A 23,990-nucleotide genomic window follows, 5' to 3' on the forward strand; every position below is an offset into this window, starting at 1 on the left:
TCGGAATCTGCTCTAATCTTGCCATAAGAAAGCGCATACACAAACTGTACAATTGGAAATCGACTGTTCAGGTGGACTGTAATATACGAATTGGACTGTATTTTTTGGATGCAGTGAAGTTAAAGGACTTGTTTCAGGCGGTATTCCTTAGGTGTTGTTCCGAATTTTTTCTTAAACAAGCGGAAGAAATAACTTTGATTTGTGAACCCGACCATCTCCATGATCTGATTCACACTGTGCTCCTGGCGCTTGAGCAAGGATAACGTATGCTGCAGACGGACTTCTGTAATATACTCTGGTATGCCAACCCCATTTTTTTGTTTGAAGAGCTTGCTGATATGCGCGCTTGACAACCGAACCATAGTAGCTATTTCGGGCAAGCACAAATTCGGATCGGCATAACGGGTTAATACGATTTCCTGTACGGTATCTATTACAAGCTGATTGGTCGAATCTGCACTCGATTCATCCGTCTCCGAAGTTATATCGCTTAAAGTATCTCTAAAAAGACATTCAGCGTCATGCAGGGTAGCAATGCTGGCTAGTTGCGAGTACAGCTCGCGCGTATCGAAGGCAATCTGCTGAAGCCGGTTCGCGTTCATTTCCTCCACAACCTTATGAACTGTCGCGAGAAGATGGAACATCCCGAATAACATCTGCTCGTATTTCAAAGCATGCAACCCCCGGAACCATACCTCCAGACAGCCGTTGACGACTTCCCTGTGCCCAGACTTTAACCCCTCCGATATCCGCTTCTCCAGCTCGGGCGACGATAGGAATTGCTCGGAACGAAGATTGGCTTCCACATGCTCATGCGTGATTATAGACATACGACCCCTAATAATTCGATAGTTGGCATAATCGAGAAGCTGCTCATATCTGTTGCTAATATGTTGTACCTGTGCAGCGGTGGAACTGACTGTTACCGTCAAGGATAAGTTATAGTCCAGGCTTGCCATGGTCTGAATAGCCGTGATCCGTTGCATCAACCGGGTGTCTATAAGCGCATCGGGAGCAGTCAGAGTAATAATATCCACTAAACATCCATTTCCCATATCCATCAGCTCATGTTTATACTCATCAGACAGTACGGAATTCACGACATTGGAGATGATTTTGGGCTGCAAGGCTTGAGTCGAGTTAGAAAAAGCTGGATCATCAGGCTTCTTATAATCATCTGAGTGAAATCCGACAAGTAAAAAGGGCAGGTCCGTACTAATGTTGAGCTGATAGTGCCGAATGAGATCCTGAATCTCGTGCAGGGACATCGTTGCGCTTTCCAACATAATTTTTTTCGAGTAATACGTTCGCAGTATGCTGTTCTGATCATCTTGATTCCGGGACATCTGATGAACCTGATCAAGCGTGTGCTGGAAGGCAGTGGATAAATAAGCCCATTCGTCCTTGCGGGTTACGGCAGGATCGGTTGGGACATCTGTGACATTCGCACGAACTTTCCGCAGCAAAATTTCAACAGGGTGGTACAAACGGAACGTCAAGCCTGCAGAAGCGGTGAGAGCAAGCAGCAGAAACGCAGCTATAATATAGAAGGAGACGGCTTTCATCCGCAAAATATCATGAAACACTTGCTCATAAGGCTGCAAGCTAACGACTGTCCAGTCATATTTCTCAGACTTCATATAGGATACAATCTGTTTATTCGGTCCGCTTCCTTCTATGAATAGGTCGGCGCTTTTGTCAGATGTATTCATGGCTTGGAGCAAGGAGCTATACAAATCCCCGCCGCTCGACCAACTCTTGAGACTTGGATCATAGCTCTCGCCTGAGCTGCTCATGAGCAGCAATTGACTATCACCGTAGTTATTCAGGCTGTTAATGCCGTTCAACTGGGCGAACAGCCAGTCAGGATGAACATTAAGAATGAGCATCCCCTTCCGTTCGCCAGGAGGAAGTACTCTGTCGCTGAACATGGCGAAGGAGAAAAAATCAATTGGCTGGCGAACGCCTGATTTCTTGACGGCAGATACGGGAAGCAGCTTGAGCTTCGGAAGGGACGGTTGCTCCTCTATATAACGAGCGGTTAACAGGCTGCTGGTATCCGTCTGGCAGGCTTGGATAGCTGAAGGCGAATAGGAATAATAACAATGATGGAGCTCATTGAAAATGACAATAGAATGTAAGAAAGGCGCAGCTTTCATCACCTTCTCGAGACTCGGGATATGTTGGAATAAAGCATAAGTGTCACGCACATCGCCATATAAGAAATCGCTTACATACGAATCGTAATACGCAGCTATCGCAGTGGTTTTGAGCAATTCGTTCATCGAGTCCAAGCTATAGACGGTCTGCGCAAGCATCTTCTCACTGGCAGACTGTTGGATATTCAAGACCGTTCGTTCCGTATGAATATAGAGCGCAGCTGAAAGGGCTGACAGCAAAATGACGATGAGCAAAGTCACGGATAATAGAAGGCGGATGAGATACTTCCTTGATTTATATGGTGATTTGATTTTTTGCATATGAAACAACCCTCCCAAGAGCATCATACCACAAGGAGAGCCAAGGTTACCTTATTCTAGAGTAAGAAATAGCCCGTTGCAAAGTTACACGCAACCTATTCGCTTCTCTTCCCCAAGGCCTATGTCGTGAGGTGTGTTGCTCGGTTTCTTTTTGTTGACATATTTTCGCGGCTGCATAATAATAGGAGAATAGAGTTAATTGGAGCGCTCCCACAATAGGTGATGATTATGAAACACACGTTGGAATCGATTGCAGAATTAGCAGGAGTTTCAAGAGGAACAGTGTCCCGGGTAATCAACGATCAACCGGGAGTTAAACCGAAAGTGCGGGAGAAAGTGCTGGACATTATTGAACAGACCGGTTATGTTCCGCATCCGCAAGCAAGAAGTTTGGCAGGAGGCAAGACAGGTAATATAGGAGTTATGGTTTTTGGGCCGAAACCGGATTTCTTGACGCATCATATTTTTTACGAGGCGCTTCAAGGTATTCAAGAACGCTCTGTAGCGAATGCCTATGACCTGCTTTTATTCGCTAACCGCAGCGACTCGGACCAGGAATATTGGAAGCGGGTCGCAACGATGCGGAAGGTGGACGGTCTAATCATCATGGGGGAACATATTCAACAGGAATATTTGCTCTATTACCGGCAACAGAAAATTCCTTATGTTCTTATCGGCAAAAGGAACTTTGATCCATTACCGCTTGCTTGCGTTACATCCAATTACCGCAGCGGGGCTTATCAGGCGACGAATCATCTGCTGGAGCGAGGAAGACGCCGGATCGTATACATCCAGGGACTTACGGATACTTATCATGAGAACGAGAGATTTGCCGGGTACTGTCAAGCACTGCTGGAAGCTGGAATCGAGCTTAACCCCTCCTTGGTTATCGTTGGCAGAGCCGATCAGGAAGCAGCACGCGGCCAGATGAAGCAATTGTTGGAAAGAAATGTTCCATTCGATGCTGTGTTTGCTGCCAATGATTTGATGGCTTTCGGCGCTTTGGAATCGCTCTTCGAACGGGATTATCGAGTCCCGCAGGACGTATCGGTAATCGGATATGATGACATCCAGTCGGCCGCTTATTTCTCCCCGCCATTAACCACGGTGAGACAAGATAAGAAAAGACTTGGACAGGAAGCAGTCGGACTTTTGCTGGATATTTTTCGCGGTAATCTCGATGAGAATGAATCCAAGGATATTATTATTGATAGCGAGTTGGTTATACGAGGAACTACGTAGCAGTACGGCAGATAGGGAATGCGGACATGGTGGAAATCAACTCGTCCGTTTTTTGCCAAAACTGGGAGCGCTCCAAAAATGGAAAGGAATGAAACTGACTGTTGAATAGATTAATGAAGGAATATGATGTAGCCGTTCTCGGCGGGGGACCGGCAGGTATTACGGCTGCCATAAGCGCAGCGAGAAACGGAGCCAAGACGATCCTTATAGAGCGTTACGGATTTCTTGGGGGTATGTCTACGGCAGCGATGGTATACCCGTGGATGACCTTTCATTCTGCATCCGGTGAACAAGTCATTCAGGGAATCGCGCAAGAGATTGTGGATCGATTGATAGCTCGCGGCGCATCACCCGGTCACTTGAGGGATACAATCGGATTTGTTCACACCCTGACGCCCTATCATCCCGAGGTGTACAAAGTGTTGGCTTGCGACATGCTTGAGGAAGCGGGGGTAGAGATCCTGCTGCACACCGTGGCTATAGATGTCCAAACAGAGAGAGATCGCATTAGCGGGATTACCCTATATAACAAAAGCGGTGTAACGGCACTCCAAGCTAAAGTATATATCGACGCAACTGGAGACGGTGATATCGCTTATATGGCAGGCGCTCCTTGGGAGAAGGGGAATGTTGAAGGAAAAGTACAGCCGATGACAATGAAATTTCGCATGAGGGGCGTCGACCTGAATAAGGTCAAGCGCTATATGCAGCACAATCCTTCGAATTTCTACGAGAAATCGCTGATTTCAGAACTGGATCTCTTACCTCTCACGGGAGTTATGGGCTTTTATAGTCAATGGAAGGCGGCCGACCTCCCGATTCAGCGTGATGGTCTTCTGTTCTTCAGCGGGCCGAATGAGGATGAGGTCCTTGTGAACGTGTCCCGAGTGTCTGGAATGGACCCGACGAATATCGAGGATTTGACTAAGGGAGAGATCGAAGGGCGTAAGCAAGTTCTGCTATTGGAAGCCTTCTTGCAAAAGTCCATTCCCGGATTTGAGGAAGCTAGTGTTTCAGCTGTTGGCACTCAGATTGGAGTGAGGGAAACGAGGCGGATTGTCGGAAAATATGTGCTGAATGGCACCGATGTACTCGATGGAAGAAGATTCGATGACGTCATTGCGCGAAGCGGGTATCCGATTGACATTCATAACCCGGAAGGCCGTGGCATCACCGCTAATTTCATTCGGGAAGGCGGCGCGTACGATATTCCCTATCGCAGTATAGTTCCATTGAACACGCCGAATTTGTTGCTCGCCGGAAGATGTATTTCAACAACGCATGAGGCTCAGGCTACGACACGGTTGACACCTAGCTGTATGGCGATTGGTCAGGCAGCAGGTGCTGCGGCAGCATTAGCCGTACTGTACAGCTGCGATGTGGAAGATGTTCCGATCCTTGAATTGCAGAAACGGTTAATCGAAGGAAAGGCTGAACTAGGTTACGTGGGAGGAACGGTTATTCATGGCTAAACTCACAATTCTGAGCAAACAGCATCCTGTACTTTCGTTTGCAGGTGAGGAATGGAGCAGGCTGCTGGAAATATCGGGCATGAACCTGGCTAAGACGCTAGATGAGGTATGGATCGGGACGTGGGAGGAACTGAAGCTCCTACAGCCAGAGTTACTAGAAGAAAATGATGGCTTCGAATGGAGAGACTCAGGCTTTTCGGATGAATTCGTCCTTCTTGAGATGGAGAGCAAGCTTATTCTATCCGGCAAATCAGAGCGAGCAGCACTGTACGCCGTTTACCAATATGCCCAGGAGGAGTGGGGGCTGCATGCCATCTACCCAGGGGCAGCACAAACGTTTTCCGAAGTCAGCAAGAATTCTGTGAGCGCTCCAAAATCTGCTTCAGTACGAATTCAGTGGTATGCACCGCGAATGGAGCGAAGGGGCTTTGTATTCGAAACGATCAACGACCCTCCTTACTTGATCCAAATGCTGGACTGGTTTGCGCATAACAAGATCAATGAAGTCTTCTTTACTTTTTCCTTATGGGATCAAGTAGGTGCGGTGATAGCCTCGGATATTATAAAGCGCGGGATCAGCGTCACACTCGGCGGTCACAGCATGAAGTTTTTCTTGAACAAAGTAGAAGATCGCATCCCGAGTACGGTAGCAGATCACCCGTATACGGCAAAAGCACAATTAAACTTTCGTGATAGCGAATGGCAAGCACCGATGCTGCAGGACATAGCTGAATATTGCAGCAGGGTACCCAATTTGACCAGGATTTCGCTGTGGCCAGAAGACATAGCAGACCGGCAAACGGAAGACTTCCTTCCCCTGTACTTGCAATTTACGGAGCGACTGAAAGCGATCCTGCTTGAGAATGGTGTTGACATTGCCGTAGAGCATATCGCCTACAATGCGGGGTTAGCATGGAACATGCTCGAGGTTGGCGATATGGAGTCTTCTAAGGATCTGGATACTCTTTATGCCTTCTGGGGCAGGGATTATCGGTATGGCTATGGTGATAGTCCGCATGAAAGTGATTATAGGGCCAAAGAAGCGCTGGAGAATTGGACACGCGAACTCGAACGTACACAACGCAAGCTGACGATATTCGAATATTACAGTGATCATTACATGCTTTCCAACTTATTTCCATTTCTATCCCGGCGCATCATGCAGGATGCTGCGTATTACGAGAGCCTGAACCTGCTCGGAATGGTCAATCTTGTCGTTCCATATAGAGGCCCGGATCCCTATCCGTGGAAATGGGTGCATGGATTTAACAGCTATGTATTCTGTAGGGCTTTGTGGAGTGACAATCTTGAAGAGATCCTGAACGATTATTACGCTTTTTATCCAGATAACGAGAGAGCGGCAGTTCAAGCTTTGTTCGAAGTGATTGAAGCCAAAGTGGCAGTCATGACGTCCTGGAATGTCCCTTTATTCCCTGCGAGAGCAGTCGATCCTGAGAAAGCTATAGCAAGTATGGAGCAAAAGGAGACGATTCTTGCTGCTTTGGCGGATATCAGAAAAAGCATTCAAGCTGTTTTACAGCAGCAATCAGAACTTACTCCGGCTAGTAAGCCTTACCAGTATGCACAACACATCATCGAGTACTCAGAAATTCTATATCAACGTTGGCTTGAACAATGAGCGGTCGGAAGCGGATATAGTCTGTTAAGGAGGTGAACTCATTCATCCGCTTCTGTCGTTATGACAAGGTACATATCCAACGAACAGTTGTATACGTTTTCTTGATCGCATTTGTTCTGAAGAATAAATATAAACATTTAATTGAGGTGATCCGAATGAAGAGAATGTTTTCTAAGCGTCTGTCCGCCATCATACTTTGTGTTTCACTGGTTTTAGGGATGCTTCCCATGTATGCGGTTTCAGTTTCAGCGGCAAGTGATGTAAATACGGAAATAGTGAATCCAAATTTTGATATGGATCTAGTAGGTGGAACAATTCCGGGATGGAGTCTTGTAACAAATACAGCAGGATTAATTGAGAAAAGTACTAATAGAGCTCGCACCGGCTCGAGAAGCCTACATTTCGTAGATTCATCCATTGATACGAATTTGCAAGTGATTAGCAATGCGGTTCCTGTAACAGCTGAAGAGTCGTACATTGCTACAGCATTTGTAAATGTCGTAAGCCAATCCGCTAATATTGGTTTCGAAGTTCATTTTTATAATAGTAGTGGTACTGAACTCAGTGGAACTGCAAAGTCTAAACTTTTCTCGGCATCGATACTGGGTACGAATAAATGGACTGGACTCCAACTGGACTCCCCCTTCAAAGTTCCAGTTGGGGCTACCAGTGCCAAGATTTTATTTAATTCGGGGAAACCTAGTCTAACAGAAGCGTATTTCGATGATGTATCTATCCAATCGACGACAAACCCTAGCCAAGACCCCATACTACCCCTGAATCCAGGGTTTGAAATGGACTTGGTAGGTGGCAGTTTCCCAGGCTGGAGCAAGGATCCGACAACGGCAGGATTAATAGAGCTCAGTGCTGCAGTAGCAAAAAGTGGTTCGAAAAGCCTTCATCTTCACGATACTGACAATCTAGCATCGTCTTCAGGGTTGCGTGCGTTAAGTGATAAAATAGCGGTCATTCCGGGAAAAACATACACTGTCACTGCATCTGTATACGTCGTACAGCAAACAGCAGGCATTGTCCACGAGGTTCAATATTATGATGGAAATCATGTTGAGCTCACACCGCGACAACAAGTGCTAAATAATACTCTGACAATGAATACTTGGAATGAAATAAGGAATGTCTCAGTTGCTCCAGCTACAGCAGCTTATGCGAGAATCGGGTTTTATTCAGATAAAGAAAGTTTGACGGATGCATACTTTGACAATGTAACCATGGAAATTGATTCAACCCCGACCCCAAATCCTACCCCGACACCGGTCGAGAACTTGGGATTTGAAATGGACCTGACCGATGGGAAAATTCCAGGTTGGAGTCTTGTTCCAACTACGGAAGGCCTGTTAGAGCTAAGTACGGATAAATTTCACAGCGGCTCGAGAAGCCTTCATTTCAAAGATAACTCTTCGAAGAAACTGCAAGTGATGAGCGATGTGATTCCTGTCATTGCTAACACTTCGTACATTGCGAAAGCCTTCGTAAATGTCGTAACTCAGTCCCATAAAATTGGTTACGAAGTTCATTACTATAATGATCAAGGAGCTAAAGTTGGCGCTGCAACGGCCATCAACTTCTCAGCCACAGACTTAGGTACAAATAAATGGACTGAGATCAAAGTGCCCTTTACGGTGCCGGTGGGGATAACCAACGTCAAACTTTATTTTATTTCGGGGGATGTTAGTCTGACAGAAGCTTACTTTGATGATGCTTCTATTTCATTGGATACACCTGTTACCCCGCCGGATGACGTGGCAAACGATATACTGAACCCAGGATTTGAGAAGCCCTTGGAGGCTGGCAATATTCCGGACTGGAAACTAGACCCTGCTACAACGGGATTACTGGAGCTTAGCACGGCCAGATCCAACACGGGAACGAATAGCCTTCATTTACAGGACAGTGACAACACGAAAGGATTGCGAATATTTAGCAACAAGTTTGCAATCGTTCCCGGCAGGTCATACATTGCAAAAGCACTTGTAAATGTCGTTCAGCAATCCCATAATATCGTTTACGAAACCTATTATTACAATGATCAGAATGTTCAAGTCGGCGTCAAGCTGGAATTGTTCGGAGCATTAGCCTTAGGTAAAAACACATGGACTGAGATGAGGGTGGTTTCTGATGCTCCAGCCGATGCAGCCTATGCAAAAGTTGCTTTCTTTTCTGGGGGAGTTAGTTTGACAGAAGCGTATTTTGATGATGTTTCAGTAGAGCTCGTACCAGTTGAGGTGCCATTAGATCGTCAATATGCAGCGCCAGTTGATCTCGGCCCGATGGTGAGTGTGAACTTGGGCCAGGCAGGAGCGATTCAGACAAACTCTCTGGGTGAGAACGAAATCTATTTTCATTCCAATGGTTTGCCTGGAACGTTCGTGGTCTTGAATGCTGAAACAGGGGCTAGGAAATTTTCCGAGGTTATTCCAAATACAGAAGCATTATGGGCCATGACCATAGGGCCTGACAAAAACGTTTATTTTGCAGGAACCGGTGATGGGAAATTGTATCGTTATTTACCTGAACTTAAGAAAGTAGAGCTTCTTGGTGTCAACCCTTCCGATAGATGGGTGTGGGACCTTGAGGCGACTGCTGAAGGTAAAATATATGGTGGAACGTACAATAATGAACAAGAGTACGGTAAAGTTTTCGAATATGATATAGCAACAAATACGTTTCGAGATTATGGAGTTATTATGCAAGGCCAGGATTATGTCCGGGGAATCGGTGTAGACGATGAGTATATATATGCCGGTCTCGGGTCGGTGAAACATTTGTTTAAAATCAACCGTGTAACTGGGGAAAAAACAGAAATTAATGTCCCGGGTTATACAGGAACGCCTGAGATCATGACAGATGTGTTCGTAGTCCAGAATAAACTGTTTGTCTCGGTAAGCACGGTCAATATGGTAGTTATGAATAAAGATACTTACGAGATCGAAGGTACTTTCCAGTATAATGCCATGATCTCTAAGCCGTATCCGGCGAATCCTAATCTTGTTTTCTACAAGAATGGCACCCAATTTTATCAATATGATATCAGTACGAAACAATCTACAGAAATTGCTATTCCTTTCCCGATGCCTGATACAGGCCGTGTGAAGGATATGGAATGGATTAAGATGAACAGCGGAGTAAAAGCAGGGAAAACCGTGTTGTCTATGGTGACTCAGTACGGGGAGTACATTCTTTATGATCCTGCTGACAACTGGCTGTCGTTTATTGAGCTCCAAATTTCTCCGCAGCCGGTACGGATTCAATCCCTTGAGACAGGGCCAATGGACGGCAGATTATATCTAGGTGGATACCAGCGTGGAATGAGCATTTATAATCCTGTTACTAACCATATCGATGTGAATATTTCTTCATTCGCTCAACCAGAAGGTATTGGATTCTTGAATGAGCATGTGTATTACGGAACTTATGTGGGTGCTATCATGTACCGCTTTGATCCTAAGCAAGCAGCATCATTAAACGTTAATCCGAAATTAGTTTATGACATTAAGCACCAAGACAGACCGTTCGCCATCACTTCCGGAGATAACAAGCTATTCGTAGGCACCGTTCCTGACTATGGCTTATTGGGTGGATCATTAGCTATCTATGACGAAGCTACGGACGTATGGAAGCAGTTCGATCAAGTTGTACAAGATCAGAGTATCATTAGTCTTGCATACAAAAATGGGCTGTTATATGGAGGCACGTCCGTTTGGGGTGGTTTAGGCTCTGTCCCATCCGCAACGCAAGCTAAGATCTTTGTTTGGGACGTTGCGAAAGGACAGAAGGTAGAAGAATTCACACTAGAGATTCCTGGTATCGATGAAGCGCCAAGAATGATAGGGGAGCTTTCCTTCGGACCGGATGGACATTTATGGGGTGCAGTAGATGGCACGATCTTCGCCATGGATGTTACTACCAAACAGATTGTGAAAAGCAAAGTGATTCGTCCAAGTCTATATAACACCAGCAAATGGAAGCCGTATATTCTAAAATGGGGTCCGGATGGTATGCTGTATACTACCTTGTCCCGTAAATTGATCGCGATTGATCCTGAGACACTTTCATACAAAATTCTTGCGGATACTTTCATCAATGACATGACGATTGGAATAGACGGCAGCATTTATTATGCTCCTGAAGCAGGTACCAAATTGTCTCGGATTGCAGTGCCGGAGACAGATGCTACTTTGTCTTCGATAAGTATAAAAGGTGAAGCATTAGAAGGCTTCTCTCCAGGTGTATTGGAATATACGAGCCGACCAGCGCCAGAGGCAATTGTAGAAGCTGTCGCTACACAAGCAGGGGCAACCGTGACAACAGCCGTATATGCAAAGGAGAAATATACGATCATTCGCGTAACGGGTACAGATGGCAAATCAACGTTGGAATACAAGATTAATTGGAAGGCTGGGAATCCAACAGACACGGTAAACCCAGATCCTGTTATTCCGACAGTACCGGCAAATCCGAAGGATCCTGACACGCAAAGTGTGAATGAAGCAAGCTTGCGTAAAAATGAGCAGGGTGTGGTATCGGTTCCGATCGAGAAGGGGAAAACCTCCGTATTGCTTCCGATCAACGCGGCTAATATCGTAGGTGAGCAATCGATCGTCTTGACTAATGAGGAAGTGACGGTTGATCTTGCTCCTGAAGTGTTGAAGCAATTATTCAATCTGGCTTCAGCTGGAGAGTTGAAGGACGCGGAGATTAAATTCTCCTTCGAGAAAGTGTCGGGTGCTGCCAGAAAGGAAATGCTGGATCAAGCCAAAACCAATCTGACAGCGGATATCAACGAGGCTGGAGAGGTGTTTGAGTTCAATCTATCGATTGTAAGCAAAGACGGAAAATCACTCAAGCTTACAACCTTCGACAAGCCGATCAAATTGACATTGAAAGTCAACCAAAGCTCCAACCAGAATTTAGCAGGCATTTATTATATAGCCAATGACGGGACACTTGAGTATGTAGGCGGAAAATTAGAAAACGGCTCAATTACAGCCGATATTCAACATTTTAGCAAGTATGCCGTACTAGAAGTGAATAAATCCTTCACGGATGTTCCGACGAGTCACTGGGCTGCTAATGTGATTAAGAGTATGGCGGCGAAGCTGATCGCAAAGGGCGTGAACGATACAGAGTTTGCTCCTGAAAAGAGTGTAACTCGAGCAGAGTTCGCATCTTTGATAGTCCGCGCACTAGGACTTGAGTCGAAGGGAACAAGCCAATTTACAGACGTAGAAGCGGGTACTTGGTATACTTCAGCTGTAGCAGCAGCATATGAAGCAGGAATCGTTACTGGAATGAGTGAAACCCTGTTTGCTCCGAATCACACGATTACGAGAGAACAGATGGCTGTAATGCTGCTTCGCGCTTATGAATTCCAGCAGGGAAGCAAATCAGAAGCATCGCAGGCAGGACCATTTGCTGATCAAGCAAGCATCAGTTCGTGGGCAAGCGCCTCGGTAAACACTGCATTCAAGTTGAGCCTGGTAAGTGGCCGTGGGAATGATCGGTTCATACCGCAAGGAGAACTGACTCGTGCCGAAGCGATCCAAGCGATTGCAAATATGATGAACAAATAATTGAAAGTGTGAAGAACAAGAATATTACACTATACTGCCTCACTCGTGTTTGTAACGGGTGGGGCAGCTTTTTTTTCACCGTGAGTAGGGCGAGCCAATGCTTCCTTATCCTGAGAATAAGAAAAACCTCTGAAGGAATCACTCCAGAGGTCCTTGGCGAATGAATTCAGTTAGATGTCCGGAAGTTCATAAAGATGACGAATTACGTCCTGCCTTCTTGCGGACCTAGCTCCAAAGCGGAAAATCCGCTTTACGGCCGACGCGACGAAGCCCGCCCTTGCTCCAAAGCGGAAAATCCGCTTTACGGCCGGCGAAACGAAGCCCCGCCTAGCTCCAAAGCGGAAAATCCGCTTTAGAGCCCGCGAAACGAAGCCCCGGCCTGGCTCCAAAGCGGAAAATCCGCTTTAGAGCCGGCGCGACGAAGCCCGTCCTTGCTCCAAAGCGGAAAATCCGCTTTAGAGCCGGCGAAACGAAGCCCTGCCTTGCTCTAAAGCGGAAAACCCGCTTTAGAGCCGGCGAAACGAAGCCCGTCCTAGCTCCAAAGCGGAAAATCCGCTTTACAGCCGGCGAAACATCGCCTCAGCCAGCCACAACGGCGTCTCACACTTTGAACCTAATAATCGCTTCCTGCAAATCCTCCGCCATCTTCGCCAGCGCATTCGACGAAGCCGACACTTCCTGCATAGAGGCCGTTTGCTCCTCGGTCGCTGCAGCTATGTGCTGCGTGCTGTCGGCTGACTTCTCCGATAACTGCGCTATTTGCTGGATCGAGTGGAGCATGAGCTGAGCTTCGCTGCTGAGCTGCTGCACGACGGCCGATACCTCCTGAGCTTGGCTCGATATGCTGGTGACCCGCGCCGTAATATCGCGGAACGAGGCTCCGGCGTCATGCACGACTGCGATTCCCTCCGTCACAGCGGTGGAGCCCTCTTGCGTGGCTTCAATCGCTTTCTCGGTGTACAGCTTCATCTCGCCAAGCAGCTCGCTTATTTGCTCAGCCGATACGCTGGATTGCTCGGCTAGCTTGCGAACCTCTGTGGCGACAACAGCGAATCCCTTGCCCTGCTCCCCGGCGCGTGCAGCTTCAATACCTGCATTCAGCGCGAGTATCTTTGTCTGAAGGGCAATGGTCGTAATGATTTTGACAATACCGTCAATCTCAGTGGATTTTTCACCTAAGAGATGGACCGTGCTCGTTGCGGCAGCTGTTTTGTCCTGAATGACATTCATCTGGCGGAATGTATCCTCGATTAGCTTGTTGCCGACAATCGCTTTCTCGGAGGCCAGATTGGATTCGGAAGCAACCGTCATGATGCTCGCTGATATTTGCTCCACTCCTCTGGTCATTTCATCCGAAGCCTTGGATGCCTGGACCGAGCTCCTTGCTTGTTGATCCGTACCGGCGGCGATATCCTGAATGGAAGTAGAGATGGCCTCGGAAGACAGACTTGTCTGTTCTGCACTGGCCATCAGCTGCTCCGAAGTGGATGCTACATGATGAGCATTCATCGAGACTTGGGACAGGACGCTTCTTAGCTCCTGAACCATATGATTGAAATCTTGAACAAGGTTACCAATCTCATCATTACGTGTAAAAACGAGTGGTTCAACCGTGAAGTCTCCCTTTGCGATCCTATTCACTCGACTGGCTAGTTTTACGATCGGCCTGGAGATCTGGATGGAGATGATGATGGCGAGACTGACCATAAATATGATGGCCAAGGCAGATAGTCGGATCAACCTCTTCGTACTTTTTTCCGCCATTTGAGAAGCTTCGGCTGTGACGGAGTTTACGGCTTCATCGGTGATAATAATGAGCTTGTCCAGACTATTAACCGCAGTAGTGAAAAAGGGATGAATTTGCATTAATGCTGGAAGTGTAGTCGATTGTGGTTGTCCTGCAATGGATAGGAGACTCAGATTGGGAACACCTGCGATATATTGATCGAAGCTGCTGGAAAAGATCGCAAATTCAGCACGAGCTGCATCATTCACGATAAGCGCTTCATATTCCTTGCGTTGGTTCTTAAGATCGACTAGCAATCCTTCTAACTCTCCATTTAACCGCTCTCGTTCTTTGGCGTTCGTCTCGATTATGATCCGTAATAAAAGTCTTTCAGAATCCTGGATATCCCCGTGCATGCTGCCAATGGCAGCGATGCTTGGAGCGTAAAGATTGTCGATGTCGTGAGAAATGACATCGAATTTGTTCATGTTGGAAACGGCAACCCAGCTAATAACTAATAGCAGGATTAAAGGGATGGCGAATCCGACTGCAAGTCTTGCGCTAATTGTTAGTCTGAGTTTGGATTTCATTATGTATGGCCCCTCATTTTTAAGTTTGATTCAACTATCATTCGACAACATTCAACAATAATCCTTCACGACTTTTGACCTATGCAAAACTTCGCTAAATGTATTTTATTGGAATTCAATCACTCCATTCTATTGGAAGGTGTAGTACAATAAAGAAGCTTATAAGTGTAAAGGGAGTGGTCTTATACATAGTCCTGGTCGTAGCATACTGAGTCGTTGTGCAGAGGTTATCGGTAAAATTGCGCTTGTCATTCTAGTTGCCTTCGTGATCACGATTGTTCTCATGATTCCCGTAATCCTTCTTACCGTGTATGAATTATCCAAGCATGCAGCATTTGCCGATTGGGATGCAGGTACACTTTTAAGTCAAATATGGTCCGATCCCACCTTTTTCTATGGCTCGACTATTGCGCAGGCAATAGGATTCATCGCTGCTTCTGTCCTTGTATATAGATGGTTTGAACGTAAACGAGATCCTCGCTGGGGGATGGGATGGAGAAGTACAACGGGCACAAGCTGGCTCCAGGATATAGGCAAAGGGTTGGCGCTTGGGACGGTTCTGATTGCAGTAGTTGCTCTCGTGATGAGCTTGTCTGGTGTCATTCATCTCAGGACTGTGCCTGCAGGCTCTATTAGTTGGACCGAGCTTGGCGGGTATATCGTATTCATGGCCATCATTTGTCTTAATGAAGAAGTATTGATACGCGGGTATACGCAAGGATTGCTTCGTTACCGCTTCGGGGTCTGGCCTGCCATTATGGGTTCCTCGCTATTATTTGGACTTATGCATGGGCTGAATCCTGGCGCGCTCGATCACCCGTTACCCTTAATAAATGCAGCACTCGCAGGTGTATTGCTGGCTGTGTGCCGTGAAACATCCGGAGCACTTTGGCTGCCATTCGGCGTGCACTTGTCTTGGAATTACGTGCAGGGCAGCATTCTCGGCTTCGAAGTGTCGGGAACAACCGTCCCCTCATTGTTGATGCTGGAGCGATCTGGTGATTCGTTGCTTCATGGAGGTTCATTTGGCGCGGAAGGCAGTATTCTCACATTGATCGTGATGCTGATCGCTTCGGCAGCAGTCTGGCACCTATCAGCGAAGCAAGCCAAGAGGATAACAGACTAGTGCATTAGAAAGCCTTTTCCAGTGAATGCTAATCTTTAGAATCCTAAGAAGACTTATTGATGCTTATGGAGGATTTTGAAGGAGAGCTGGGATGGGTTGGGTAATATTCGTACTTGTACTATTTATTTTACAAATAGCTGCTATTCTAGTGGCCGAGTTTCGCAATCCGTCAAAATCTGTTGCATGGCTGATGGTGCTGTTTATTTTGCCGTTTATTGGTTTCGTTGTGTATTATTTCATGGCAAAAGAATATCGGCAGCGCAAAATAATCGGAAGGAAGCATCCTAGTCGGCAGCGCACAAGCAGGAATGTATCGAATGCCCCTACGCTGCTAGTTCCTGATGAAAATCACCCCGATGCATGCAATGTGTTCAAGGAAACACGGTTAATGGGATTGCTTCGCAACATACCGGAGTCACCGATCCGATCAGGTAATCAAGTGGCTGTATATAACGATGCCGCAAGCACTTATGCTGCCTTGTTCCAAGCGATCGATCAGGCGGAACAATTTGTTTATCTAGAATCCTATATTGTTAGGGACGATAACGTTGGGAAGCTTCTGCAGCAAGCCTTAATCCGCAAAGCTAGCGAGGGTGTTACTGTACGATTGATAGTGGACGGGCTAGGAAGTTATCAGTTAAGCAAAAGCTATTATCAGGAGCTTCGAGACGGGGGAGTTCAGGTATTCCCCTTCTTGCCTCCGCTGCTTGCTTTTTTTGACAAGCGGCTGAACTATAGGAATCATCGTAAAATTGCCGTGATTGATGGGCAGGTTGGCTATGTAGGCGGAATTAATATCGGTGACGAGTACCTAGGCGAAGACCCGAAGCTTGGCTACTGGCGGGATACGCATCTGGAGGTTCGCGGACCATGTGTGTATGACTTGCAGCGTACGTTTGCCGTTGATTGGGCATTTGTGAGTGGGACACCTCTAATGGAGGTGGAGCCGTACACTCCTCAAGAAGTTACTTCAGCTGGAACGGCTTCTGAGCATATGCAGATCATTACGAGCGGCCCGGATGAACCGTGGGATGCGGTTCAGGAGGTTTTCTTCACCGTGATGGCAGCTGCCAAGAATCGGATTTACATCACGACCCCCTATTTCATCCCCGATCCCGGCATCGCGATTGCGCTTAAGACAGCGGCACTAAGCGGACTCGATGTTAGAATTATTTTGCCCTTTGTATCGGATTCCAAGATTGTGCATTGGGCGTCTCTGTCTTATTTAAAAGATTTTTTGCTGGCAGGTGTGCGTTGTTATCAGTACCGAAAAGGCTTCGTCCATGCCAAGACTGTAATTATCGACGACATGGTAGGTACAGTAGGGACAGCGAATATGGATATGCGCAGTTTTTTCAGCAACTTTGAGATTATGGCTGTGCTGTACGAATATGACAGTATCGAGAGATTAGAAAAGGATTTCGAACAAGATTTACTAGATAGCATAGAAATCGACCCGCAACAGTTCTTGAATCGCTCCAGGTTCATACGTGGACGTGAAGTTATAGCACGTGTCTTGTCGCCGTTGTTCTGATGGGAAGGGAAAATGTAGGAAGCTGTCGAATACAATTGGGTAGAAGTAACTATCTAAGCGTAAAAGAGGCGACCTAATGATCCGGCTATCCGCAACAAGGCAGAAGCAGCTCGAGTATATCGGACTGACTGAGCAGGATTTGCACCTGCTTGCCAGCAAGAGGGCACAGTTCGAACAAATTGTTAACGTGCTTGTAGATGAGTTATATGATCGTATAACGAAGCAGCCTGAGCTTACTGCCCTAATTCAGAAGCACAGCACACTCGAGCGATTGAAAGAAACACAGCGTTGGTATTTCTTGTCCATGGCATCCGGGACGATCGATGAAGCTTTTATCGAGAAACGTCTATTTATCGGCCATATCCACTCTCGAATAGGATTAACCACCAACTGGTATTTAGGTACATATATGCTGTACTTGGACTTAGCTGTGGCCCATTTCAAAAAGGTTCTTCCTGAGGAATGGCTCCAAATCACACATGCTCTATCCAAGATGTTCAATCTGGATTCGACACTTGTACTAGAAGCATATGAGCAGCAGGAAAAGGCCAAGATTGAGAAGCTGGTGGATGAACAGGATAATCTCCTTAAGGGGATTAACAATGCCGTACAGGAGTTGGCTTCGATGATGGTGCAGCTTAGCAGCAGCAGTCAAGCTGTCGCCGAAACAGCCTTACATACAGCAGAATCCCAAGATCACGCCCACCAGATGGTGAATAGCTTGTCGAATGAGATTGAAGAGATCTACACGATGGGCAGTATGATGCAGGAAATTTCGGACCAGACGCATCTGCTCGGTCTGAATGCTGCGATTGAAGCCGCTAGAGCCGGGGAGCAGGGACGGGGCTTCAATGTTGTGGCCAATGAGGTGAGGAAGCTAGCCTCACGCTCAAAGGAGTCGCTTGAACTAGTCGAGGAGAAGCTGGAAGGCATCACGAAAGTGCTCAAGCAGGTGATGTCCGAGTCCCAGCAAACTTCAATCAACGCACGCACACAAGCGGCCAGCTCGCAGGAGTTGACCGCATTCGTGCAGATGATTGAGAAAGTTACGCTGGAGCTCGAGGATTTGAAGAAGAACGTTTAAGATTATTGAACAAAAGACAATACATGCTCCAAGCTTTGCACGGGGACCTTCGAGAGGAGGTCTCCTTTCTTTTGCAGACGTTCCCCGATATTCAGCAGATGGAAGTCTCGAGGATCCACTCCCAATTCGACCTCGCTCCATTCAAGCGGAGTCGACACGGAAGCTGCGGTGCGAGCACGCGGTGTATAAGGTGCAGACAAAGTCTTGCCGTACCAATGCTGCAAGTAATCAATGTAGATCAAATCCCCACGATTCTTCTTCAATCGCTCTATCGTGAACAGCTTTGGATAAGTCTGTGTCATGTAGACGCCGATGAAATGACCGATTTTCCTGACCTGATCAAATGTATATCCCCGCTCAATCGGAATGAAGAGCTGTACTCCAGTTGCACCGGAGGTCTTCGGCACACTGCGGATCCCCATTTTATCGAGCGCTTCCCCGATCAACTGAACGGCATGCATGATGCGGGGTTCATGGTCTAGTGATGGATCGATGTCAATGACCCACTCTGCAGGCAGCATATCGTCCACATAATGGAAAGAGGAATGGAACTCCAGACAAGCCAGATTGCCGAGCCACAATAGAGTAGGCACCGAGTCTAGTACCACATATTGAATATTCTCCATGATTGCAGTTCGGACATAGGGAGGAATAGGTTCGGGACTATTTTTCTGATAAAAAGATTTGTTATGAATGCCATTAGGGAAGCGGATCGTGGTCAAATAGCGGTTGGAGCAATACTTAAGCAGGTAGGGAGCAAGCTCCAGCAGCTTCTCCAAATACATCACCTTCGTGATGTTCTTCTCCGGCCACAGTACTTTATCTGGATTAGAGATCGTAATCTCGTGACCGTCAACGGTAACGGTTCCTTTGTTATGCGCAGAATTCGCCATCCTACGATTCACCTCATTTACTTATTAGCTTGTCAATAATCTAAACTTCATATACCTTATGTAACCATGTTGCTTGGAAGTTCCTACACCTCATACTCTTTTTTAAGAAAAAATTCAGAATTCCCCTCACTTTTTCAGAAGAAGTTTGAGATAGGATGGATAAGTGCGTCGCATCACATAGAGAAAAGGTGTGTATTTGTTATGAATCCAACAATCCGAAGGTACATCCCGTTATTGTGGATGCTATCCATTCCAATCTTGAACATCTTTTATAGCCTCCTCAATAAGGCAGGTCCTGACGTCCGCAGTCTGATGACCGACCTCGATCAGGTCATTCCGTTTATTCCGGCTTTTATTATTCCTTATGTCATTTGGTATCCCTTTATTGCGGTTTCCTTGTTCATTTTCTTTATGAAGGATAGACGGACCTACTATAGAGCGCTCATTACTTTGTGTATCGGCCTTATAGCTTGTTATGGGGTATATGCGGTTTTTCAAACGACAGTTCCAAGACCGGCTTTACCCGAAAAAGGGTGGCTGGTCGATATAGTCCGATTCATTTATGCCAATGATCAGCCTTTTAATTGTTTTCCGAGTATTCATGTTCTCACTTGTTATATTATGATAAAGGGCTTACGGATTCAGCACACACTTCCTGCTTGGCTGCGGCATGGTCTGATAGTGATCTCTTGGAGCATTATTGCTTCAACAGTATTCGTCAAACAGCATGTTTTGCTGGATGCAGCCGGTGCGGTTTTACTGGTGGAGCTGTTGTTCGCAGGTACGCAGCTGTTGGTTCCTCTAAGGACGAAGTCTGAATCCAAACAAATGGCTATGGAGTGAGAAGCTAGAGTCGGGAAGGTGGGGAAATTCGGGGTTCAAACCTGTCATACCTTTCGAGCCGATTCGATAGAAGCAGATGATGTCCGGTACTAGTCGGACTGCCTGGATCAAACAATAAGCTCCCTGCTGCTCGATTTGTACGATGGGCAGGGAGCCTTTATATATTGTCCATGCGGGTTATGATCCCGTACTGGTCTTCTTCGCTCTTGGTTTGGTTTGGCGTTTGGCCGGCTTGGCTGCTTCATCGCCAGTACCGCCGGCAGCTGGGTTAGCGCCGCTAGGCTTTACGGCTTCCAAGCTAGCTTGCAGCGCAGCCATCAAGTCGATCACATTGGTGGTCGGTTGGTCTGGGGCGATACGGATTTCTTCGCCAGCTACCTTTTGTTCGATGAGATGCATCACTTTGTCACGATAGTCGTCCTTGTATTGCTCGGGATTGAATGGAGTGGATAGCTGCTCAATTAACATTTTGGCCATCGTAAGCTCTTTCTCATTCACAGAAGGATTCTCAGGTAAGTTAGGCACTTGCTTGACCGAACGTATCTCATCTGGATAAAAAATCGTCTCCATGATAATACAATCCTCCATCACCCGAATAGCGGCCAGGCTGCTTTTGGAACGGATGGATACTTTGGCAATTCCGATTTTACCGCTTTGACGCATAGCTTCGAGTAAGAGACTATAGGCATTTGTGCCGGTTTCATTTGGAGCTAGAAAGTATGTTTTTTGAAAATATATAGGATCAATTTCAGTCAAATCCACAAAGTCGAGTATTTTGATCTCCTTACTAGTCTCCGACAAAGAGTCCAGCTCGTCCTTTTCGAACAAAACGAACCGTCCCGTCTCATACTCATATCCCCGGGCAATTTGTTCCCATTCCACCGCCTGCTCACAATGCTGACAGGTTCTCACATAATTAAGAGGTGTTCCGCATGTTTTATGAATGTATTTCATCGAGATGTCTTTGTCTTCCGTGGCTGAGAACATTTTGACCGGAACGTGAACCAGTCCGAAGCTGATGGCCCCTTTCCATACTGTGTGCATTAATATAATCCCTCCCTAAAAGGTTATAGGTGAATCGCTATTATTCATTGTTGGCAAAAAGCGCCCTATCTACACATCATATTGAGAATGGAGGCAAATCATTCCTATGTTGAGAAATCAGGTTATTTTATAGGGGATTGGGAAATCTAATCAAGAAACTATAGTAAAAGGGAGGAGACTAACTTTGTCCGACGAACAAGCAAAAGATTCAGAGAATGAAGGTCGCAGTGATTACTTCATGGATATTGATCGCATGATCAATGAGGGGCTAGGGGGCGGAACGGTCTCCATGCATAACGGACTCATCGAGGAAACCTCGACCGATACGATGAACCATGTGGAGTCGCTCCTCCAAATGGAAGAATAACAGAGAACAGGAGGGCTTATACGGTGGATATGAATCGCGCGCAGCAAATTATCGATGCACCTGGCAAAATCAATGTTACCTTGAACGGGCAATCCGTGTGGATTGATAGTGTCGATGCATCAAGCGGAATGGCTAATGTACATCCTGAACAAAATCCGCAAGATACTCAGAAAGTGTCTGTTAATCAATTGCAAGAAGCTTAAGAAGCGAGACAAAGACACCCCTTTTGCAGGTTTGCTGCAACAGGGGTGTCTTTGTTATGGTCTTCTGATTACGGCCATAATCCGTGGGCGGATGGAATGGAGCAATAGGTACCTGCGAGGTACCTATTGAACGCCAGATGCTGGGTGAAACGTCGAATAGATGCATGGGAGGTACTTAACTAATCGGATTAGTGGAATGAAGGTGAAGAAATGGAGCAATAGGTACCTGCGAGGTACCTATTGGAGGCCAAATAGTGGGTGAAACGTCGAATAGGTGCGTGGGAGGTACTTAACTGATCAGATTAGTGGAATGAAGCGGATGGAATAAAGCAATAGGTACCTGCGAGGTACCTATTACTTAATGTAGATGTTGCCAAAAGGGAGCAGCTCGCGGAGCGTGCGCTTGATCAAGCCGTCTCCGCCTAATTGCTCCTCGAAGTCCGGGTCCATCGGGGCGGATTGCAGAAGCACGCTGCCTGTGCCGGTAATTTTCCAGTGGTAGGCCATATGTTGACTGGCCAGATGGTTGCCGTAAACGCATAGCTCAAGCTGAGCGTTGTCGGGAAAAGCAATCAGACAGCGTGAGTCGATGAAGGAGGGCCGCTCTGGATGCAGCTCCCAAGACTGCAAGGGACCTCTGGACACAATGCCGATCGAGCCTTCACCTGAGAATCTCATTCGGATGAAATCTCTTGTCACGAGCATGTTTTTGGCGCTTTGTACCACGCTGTTCATCTTGATCTCATCGGTAAAATAGAGCAAATGGCGGAACTCGAACAACAATTGGCTCTCACCCGATATCGGCATAGGTTCAATGGAGCAGCCGAAGGGAAGGGAGATGAAAGCAGAAGCGGGACCGCTCAGCTTTGCTTTTACAAGCTTTTTCTTGCGGACGATTCCCCTGAGATCTAGGAATCGATCCTCGCGCTGGGAAGAAGCTCCTTGAAACGCAACTAGCTGCCTCGGATGCAGCAGATGGACCGCTTCGTCAGGCTCCAGAATAAGCTTGATTGTGGAGCGGGCTGCCCCTCCTGAAGCTTGTTGTTCGGTGATCACTTCCATGTTTCATGTCCTCTCCTGACCTTACTGTTACCTGCTCCGCAGTACTACTCGCAATACTCTTCCGAGGACAAAATACAGGAGCACCAAAGCCGCTGCGGTCCCAATCATAATAATCGTCCGTCTGTATTTACTGCTGCGTTCCAGCTCCGATTGTTGGAGTTGAGCAATAGATTGCTGGAGCTGCTCGTTTTGCCTCGCAAGCCGTTCATTCTCTTGCATTAGCCGTTGTTCACTGTCTTTGTATTGTTGAAGGGCTTCCTTGGACTCACGGGCAACTGAATCTAATTGATCAGTCGCTTCGTCCAACTTCTGTTTGGTGCTCTCATATTGCTGCTGCAAGGTATCGACTTGTTCAGGCAGCTGGAATATCCCTTTCACCGTATCGAAAAATCCGGCATGCGCACTAGAGGAGCTCAAGCTCCCGCTGAATAACACAAGAGGCAGAGCAAGGGCGAATACCGCACAACCAAGCCGCACTTGACGCTTCAAACTGATACGGAAATTTTCCATTCTCTACACCTCCCTGTTGTACAGTTATACAGTTCTAAACCCGATAATGATCCGCGCGCCAATTGCGAACGGCTTGTTTGATTGCGTCCGGTTTCATCTGCTCTCCGGCTGCTTTATCAGCGAGTGCAGGGAATTCATCATCACTAGCGAAACGAAGAGCAACGATCTGTTTGACGTCCAAACGACTATCTAACGGGTTCCCTGTTAGCATGAAATGACGCAGTTGTTCTTCTGAACGGATGGCGCGATCCTGAACTTTGGCTGCATAGAAGCGAACAATGAGGAATAGAATGGTCAGCGCTATCGCAGCCCCAGTAAACAACAAGGAACTCCAGATGTGCTCCCCTTTTGCCAAAGATTTACCCAGATAGATGAGAGAGCCGACGAGCACGAACAAGGTAACTGCGGATAGAGCGTAATGATAAAGGCCGTGAATTCTTTTGTGATTGGCATAGTTCTGTGGAGTCATCCTAATCGGCATCCCTTCAAAATAGCTATTTTCCTCTATTATAAAGGACGAGCCTATACGATTGCACCCCCAATAACGTCTTTTGTTGCGGGGTTCTGGCAGGACCGATATAATA

18 protein-coding genes are annotated in these 23,990 nt (G+C 46.8%); 11 read left to right on the forward strand and 7 right to left on the reverse strand.

Features of this window, described 5'->3' with window-relative positions; all coding sequences use genetic code 11:
- Positions 1-119: 119 nt before the first annotated feature.
- Positions 120-2,480 carry a helix-turn-helix domain-containing protein gene (locus AC58QD_RS30570; RefSeq protein ID WP_497338836.1) on the reverse strand — a complete coding sequence of 787 codons (2,361 nt, stop codon included), beginning with the start codon at positions 2,478-2,480 and terminating at the stop codon, positions 120-122.
- A 228-nt stretch (positions 2,481-2,708) separates the two neighbouring features.
- On the opposite strand from AC58QD_RS30570, the gene AC58QD_RS30575 reads away from it, so the two are divergent.
- The 5 genes from AC58QD_RS30575 (at position 2,709) to AC58QD_RS30595 (ending at position 12,780) form a co-directional block, all read left to right on the forward strand.
- Complete coding sequence (locus AC58QD_RS30575) at positions 2,709-3,722, forward strand: LacI family DNA-binding transcriptional regulator (protein ID WP_497338837.1); 1,014 nt, start codon at positions 2,709-2,711, stop codon at positions 3,720-3,722.
- 113 nt (positions 3,723-3,835) lie between these two features.
- Positions 3,836-5,194, forward strand: coding sequence for an FAD-dependent oxidoreductase (locus AC58QD_RS30580; RefSeq protein WP_497338865.1), 1,359 nt, complete (start codon positions 3,836-3,838; stop codon positions 5,192-5,194).
- Entirely contained in the window at positions 5,187-6,833 is a 1,647-nt protein-coding gene (locus AC58QD_RS30585; RefSeq protein WP_497338838.1) for a beta-N-acetylhexosaminidase family protein, read from the forward strand. The genes AC58QD_RS30580 and AC58QD_RS30585 overlap by 8 nt, the downstream gene beginning before the upstream one ends.
- A 227-nt stretch (positions 6,834-7,060) precedes the next feature.
- The gene (locus AC58QD_RS30590) at positions 7,061-12,424 is read left to right on the forward strand and encodes an S-layer homology domain-containing protein (RefSeq protein ID WP_497338839.1); all 5,364 of its coding nucleotides are present in this window, start codon (positions 7,061-7,063) and stop codon (positions 12,422-12,424) included.
- A gap of 194 nt (positions 12,425-12,618) precedes the next feature.
- Positions 12,619-12,780, forward strand: a complete 162-nt coding sequence (locus AC58QD_RS30595) for a hypothetical protein (protein ID WP_497338840.1) — start codon at positions 12,619-12,621, stop codon at positions 12,778-12,780.
- 244 nt (positions 12,781-13,024) lie between these two features.
- Here the strand turns inward: AC58QD_RS30595 and AC58QD_RS30600 are convergent, their stop codons facing one another.
- Complete coding sequence (locus AC58QD_RS30600; RefSeq protein WP_497338841.1) at positions 13,025-14,740, reverse strand: methyl-accepting chemotaxis protein; 1,716 nt, start codon at positions 14,738-14,740, stop codon at positions 13,025-13,027.
- Positions 14,741-15,023: 283 nt separating this feature from the next.
- Here AC58QD_RS30600 and AC58QD_RS30605 point away from each other — a divergent pair, with 283 nt between their 5' ends.
- From AC58QD_RS30605 to AC58QD_RS30615, 3 genes are all read left to right on the forward strand, one after another.
- Positions 15,024-15,866 carry a CPBP family intramembrane glutamic endopeptidase gene (locus AC58QD_RS30605; RefSeq protein ID WP_497338842.1) on the forward strand — a complete coding sequence of 281 codons (843 nt, stop codon included), beginning with the start codon at positions 15,024-15,026 and terminating at the stop codon, positions 15,864-15,866.
- 91 nt (positions 15,867-15,957) lie between these two features.
- Positions 15,958-17,400: a cardiolipin synthase gene (cls, locus tag AC58QD_RS30610; RefSeq protein WP_497338843.1), complete on the forward strand. Its 1,443-nt coding sequence runs from the start codon at positions 15,958-15,960 to the stop codon at positions 17,398-17,400.
- A 76-nt stretch (positions 17,401-17,476) separates the two neighbouring features.
- On the forward strand, positions 17,477-18,484 hold the full coding sequence (locus tag AC58QD_RS30615) for a protoglobin domain-containing protein (RefSeq protein WP_497338844.1): 1,008 nt from the start codon (positions 17,477-17,479) through the stop codon (positions 18,482-18,484).
- 2 nt (positions 18,485-18,486) lie between these two features.
- On the opposite strand, the gene ligD is transcribed toward AC58QD_RS30615, so the two are convergent.
- The gene (gene ligD, locus AC58QD_RS30620) at positions 18,487-19,377 is read right to left on the reverse strand and encodes a non-homologous end-joining DNA ligase (protein WP_497338845.1); all 891 of its coding nucleotides are present in this window, start codon (positions 19,375-19,377) and stop codon (positions 18,487-18,489) included.
- A 201-nt stretch (positions 19,378-19,578) separates the two neighbouring features.
- Between ligD and AC58QD_RS30625 the strand changes: the two genes are divergently transcribed.
- Positions 19,579-20,220 (forward strand): phosphatase PAP2 family protein, encoded by a 642-nt coding sequence (locus tag AC58QD_RS30625; RefSeq protein ID WP_497338846.1) that lies wholly within the window; start codon positions 19,579-19,581, stop codon positions 20,218-20,220.
- Positions 20,221-20,397: 177 nt separating this feature from the next.
- Here AC58QD_RS30625 and ku read toward each other — a convergent pair whose 3' ends face one another.
- Positions 20,398-21,264 (reverse strand): non-homologous end joining protein Ku, encoded by an 867-nt coding sequence (gene ku, locus AC58QD_RS30630; RefSeq protein WP_497338847.1) that lies wholly within the window; start codon positions 21,262-21,264, stop codon positions 20,398-20,400.
- A gap of 184 nt (positions 21,265-21,448) precedes the next feature.
- Here ku and AC58QD_RS30635 point away from each other — a divergent pair, with 184 nt between their 5' ends.
- Together AC58QD_RS30635 and AC58QD_RS30640 are read left to right on the forward strand one after the other, a co-directional pair.
- On the forward strand, positions 21,449-21,631 hold the full coding sequence (locus tag AC58QD_RS30635; protein ID WP_497338869.1) for a hypothetical protein: 183 nt from the start codon (positions 21,449-21,451) through the stop codon (positions 21,629-21,631).
- Positions 21,632-21,660: 29 nt separating this feature from the next.
- A complete protein-coding gene (locus tag AC58QD_RS30640) occupies positions 21,661-21,834 on the forward strand; it encodes an H-type small acid-soluble spore protein (RefSeq protein WP_497338866.1) in 174 nt (57 codons plus the stop codon).
- A 354-nt stretch (positions 21,835-22,188) separates the two neighbouring features.
- Here the strand turns inward: AC58QD_RS30640 and AC58QD_RS30645 are convergent, their stop codons facing one another.
- From AC58QD_RS30645 to AC58QD_RS30655, 3 genes are read right to left on the reverse strand one after another with little or no spacing between them, the layout of a single operon-like run.
- Complete coding sequence (locus AC58QD_RS30645) at positions 22,189-22,896, reverse strand: AIM24 family protein (protein ID WP_497338848.1); 708 nt, start codon at positions 22,894-22,896, stop codon at positions 22,189-22,191.
- A gap of 27 nt (positions 22,897-22,923) precedes the next feature.
- The gene (locus tag AC58QD_RS30650; RefSeq protein ID WP_497338849.1) at positions 22,924-23,406 is read right to left on the reverse strand and encodes a hypothetical protein; all 483 of its coding nucleotides are present in this window, start codon (positions 23,404-23,406) and stop codon (positions 22,924-22,926) included.
- A gap of 34 nt (positions 23,407-23,440) precedes the next feature.
- Positions 23,441-23,875, reverse strand: a complete 435-nt coding sequence (locus AC58QD_RS30655; protein ID WP_497338850.1) for a DUF6526 family protein — start codon at positions 23,873-23,875, stop codon at positions 23,441-23,443.
- Positions 23,876-23,990 lie beyond the last annotated feature (115 nt).

The organism is Paenibacillus sp. J2R1T-4, assembly GCF_059692235.1.

Excerpts from the sequence above, each read along its gene's own strand:
- AC58QD_RS30585 (WP_497338838.1), top strand. The coding sequence starts at position 5,187 with ATGGCTAAACTCACAATTCTGAGCAAACAGCATCCTGTACTTTCGTTT.
- AC58QD_RS30650 (WP_497338849.1), bottom strand. The coding sequence starts at position 23,406 with ATGGAAAATTTCCGTATCAGTTTGAAGCGTCAAGTGCGGCTTGGTTGT.
- AC58QD_RS30625 (WP_497338846.1), top strand. The coding sequence starts at position 19,579 with ATGAATCCAACAATCCGAAGGTACATCCCGTTATTGTGGATGCTATCC.
- AC58QD_RS30605 (WP_497338842.1), top strand. The coding sequence starts at position 15,024 with ATGATTCCCGTAATCCTTCTTACCGTGTATGAATTATCCAAGCATGCA.
- cls (WP_497338843.1), top strand. The coding sequence starts at position 15,958 with ATGGGTTGGGTAATATTCGTACTTGTACTATTTATTTTACAAATAGCT.
- AC58QD_RS30595 (WP_497338840.1), top strand. The coding sequence starts at position 12,619 with ATGACGAATTACGTCCTGCCTTCTTGCGGACCTAGCTCCAAAGCGGAA.
- AC58QD_RS30590 (WP_497338839.1), top strand. The coding sequence starts at position 7,061 with ATGTATGCGGTTTCAGTTTCAGCGGCAAGTGATGTAAATACGGAAATA.
- AC58QD_RS30640 (WP_497338866.1), top strand. The coding sequence starts at position 21,661 with ATGAATCGCGCGCAGCAAATTATCGATGCACCTGGCAAAATCAATGTT.
- AC58QD_RS30655 (WP_497338850.1), bottom strand. The coding sequence starts at position 23,875 with ATGACTCCACAGAACTATGCCAATCACAAAAGAATTCACGGCCTTTAT.
- AC58QD_RS30645 (WP_497338848.1), bottom strand. The coding sequence starts at position 22,896 with ATGGAAGTGATCACCGAACAACAAGCTTCAGGAGGGGCAGCCCGCTCC.
- AC58QD_RS30580 (WP_497338865.1), top strand. The coding sequence starts at position 3,836 with ATGAAGGAATATGATGTAGCCGTTCTCGGCGGGGGACCGGCAGGTATT.
- ligD (WP_497338845.1), bottom strand. The coding sequence starts at position 19,377 with ATGGCGAATTCTGCGCATAACAAAGGAACCGTTACCGTTGACGGTCAC.
- AC58QD_RS30615 (WP_497338844.1), top strand. The coding sequence starts at position 17,477 with ATGATCCGGCTATCCGCAACAAGGCAGAAGCAGCTCGAGTATATCGGA.
- AC58QD_RS30575 (WP_497338837.1), top strand. The coding sequence starts at position 2,709 with ATGAAACACACGTTGGAATCGATTGCAGAATTAGCAGGAGTTTCAAGA.
- AC58QD_RS30570 (WP_497338836.1), bottom strand. The coding sequence starts at position 2,480 with ATGCAAAAAATCAAATCACCATATAAATCAAGGAAGTATCTCATCCGC.
- ku (WP_497338847.1), bottom strand. The coding sequence starts at position 21,264 with ATGCACACAGTATGGAAAGGGGCCATCAGCTTCGGACTGGTTCACGTT.
- AC58QD_RS30600 (WP_497338841.1), bottom strand. The coding sequence starts at position 14,740 with ATGAAATCCAAACTCAGACTAACAATTAGCGCAAGACTTGCAGTCGGA.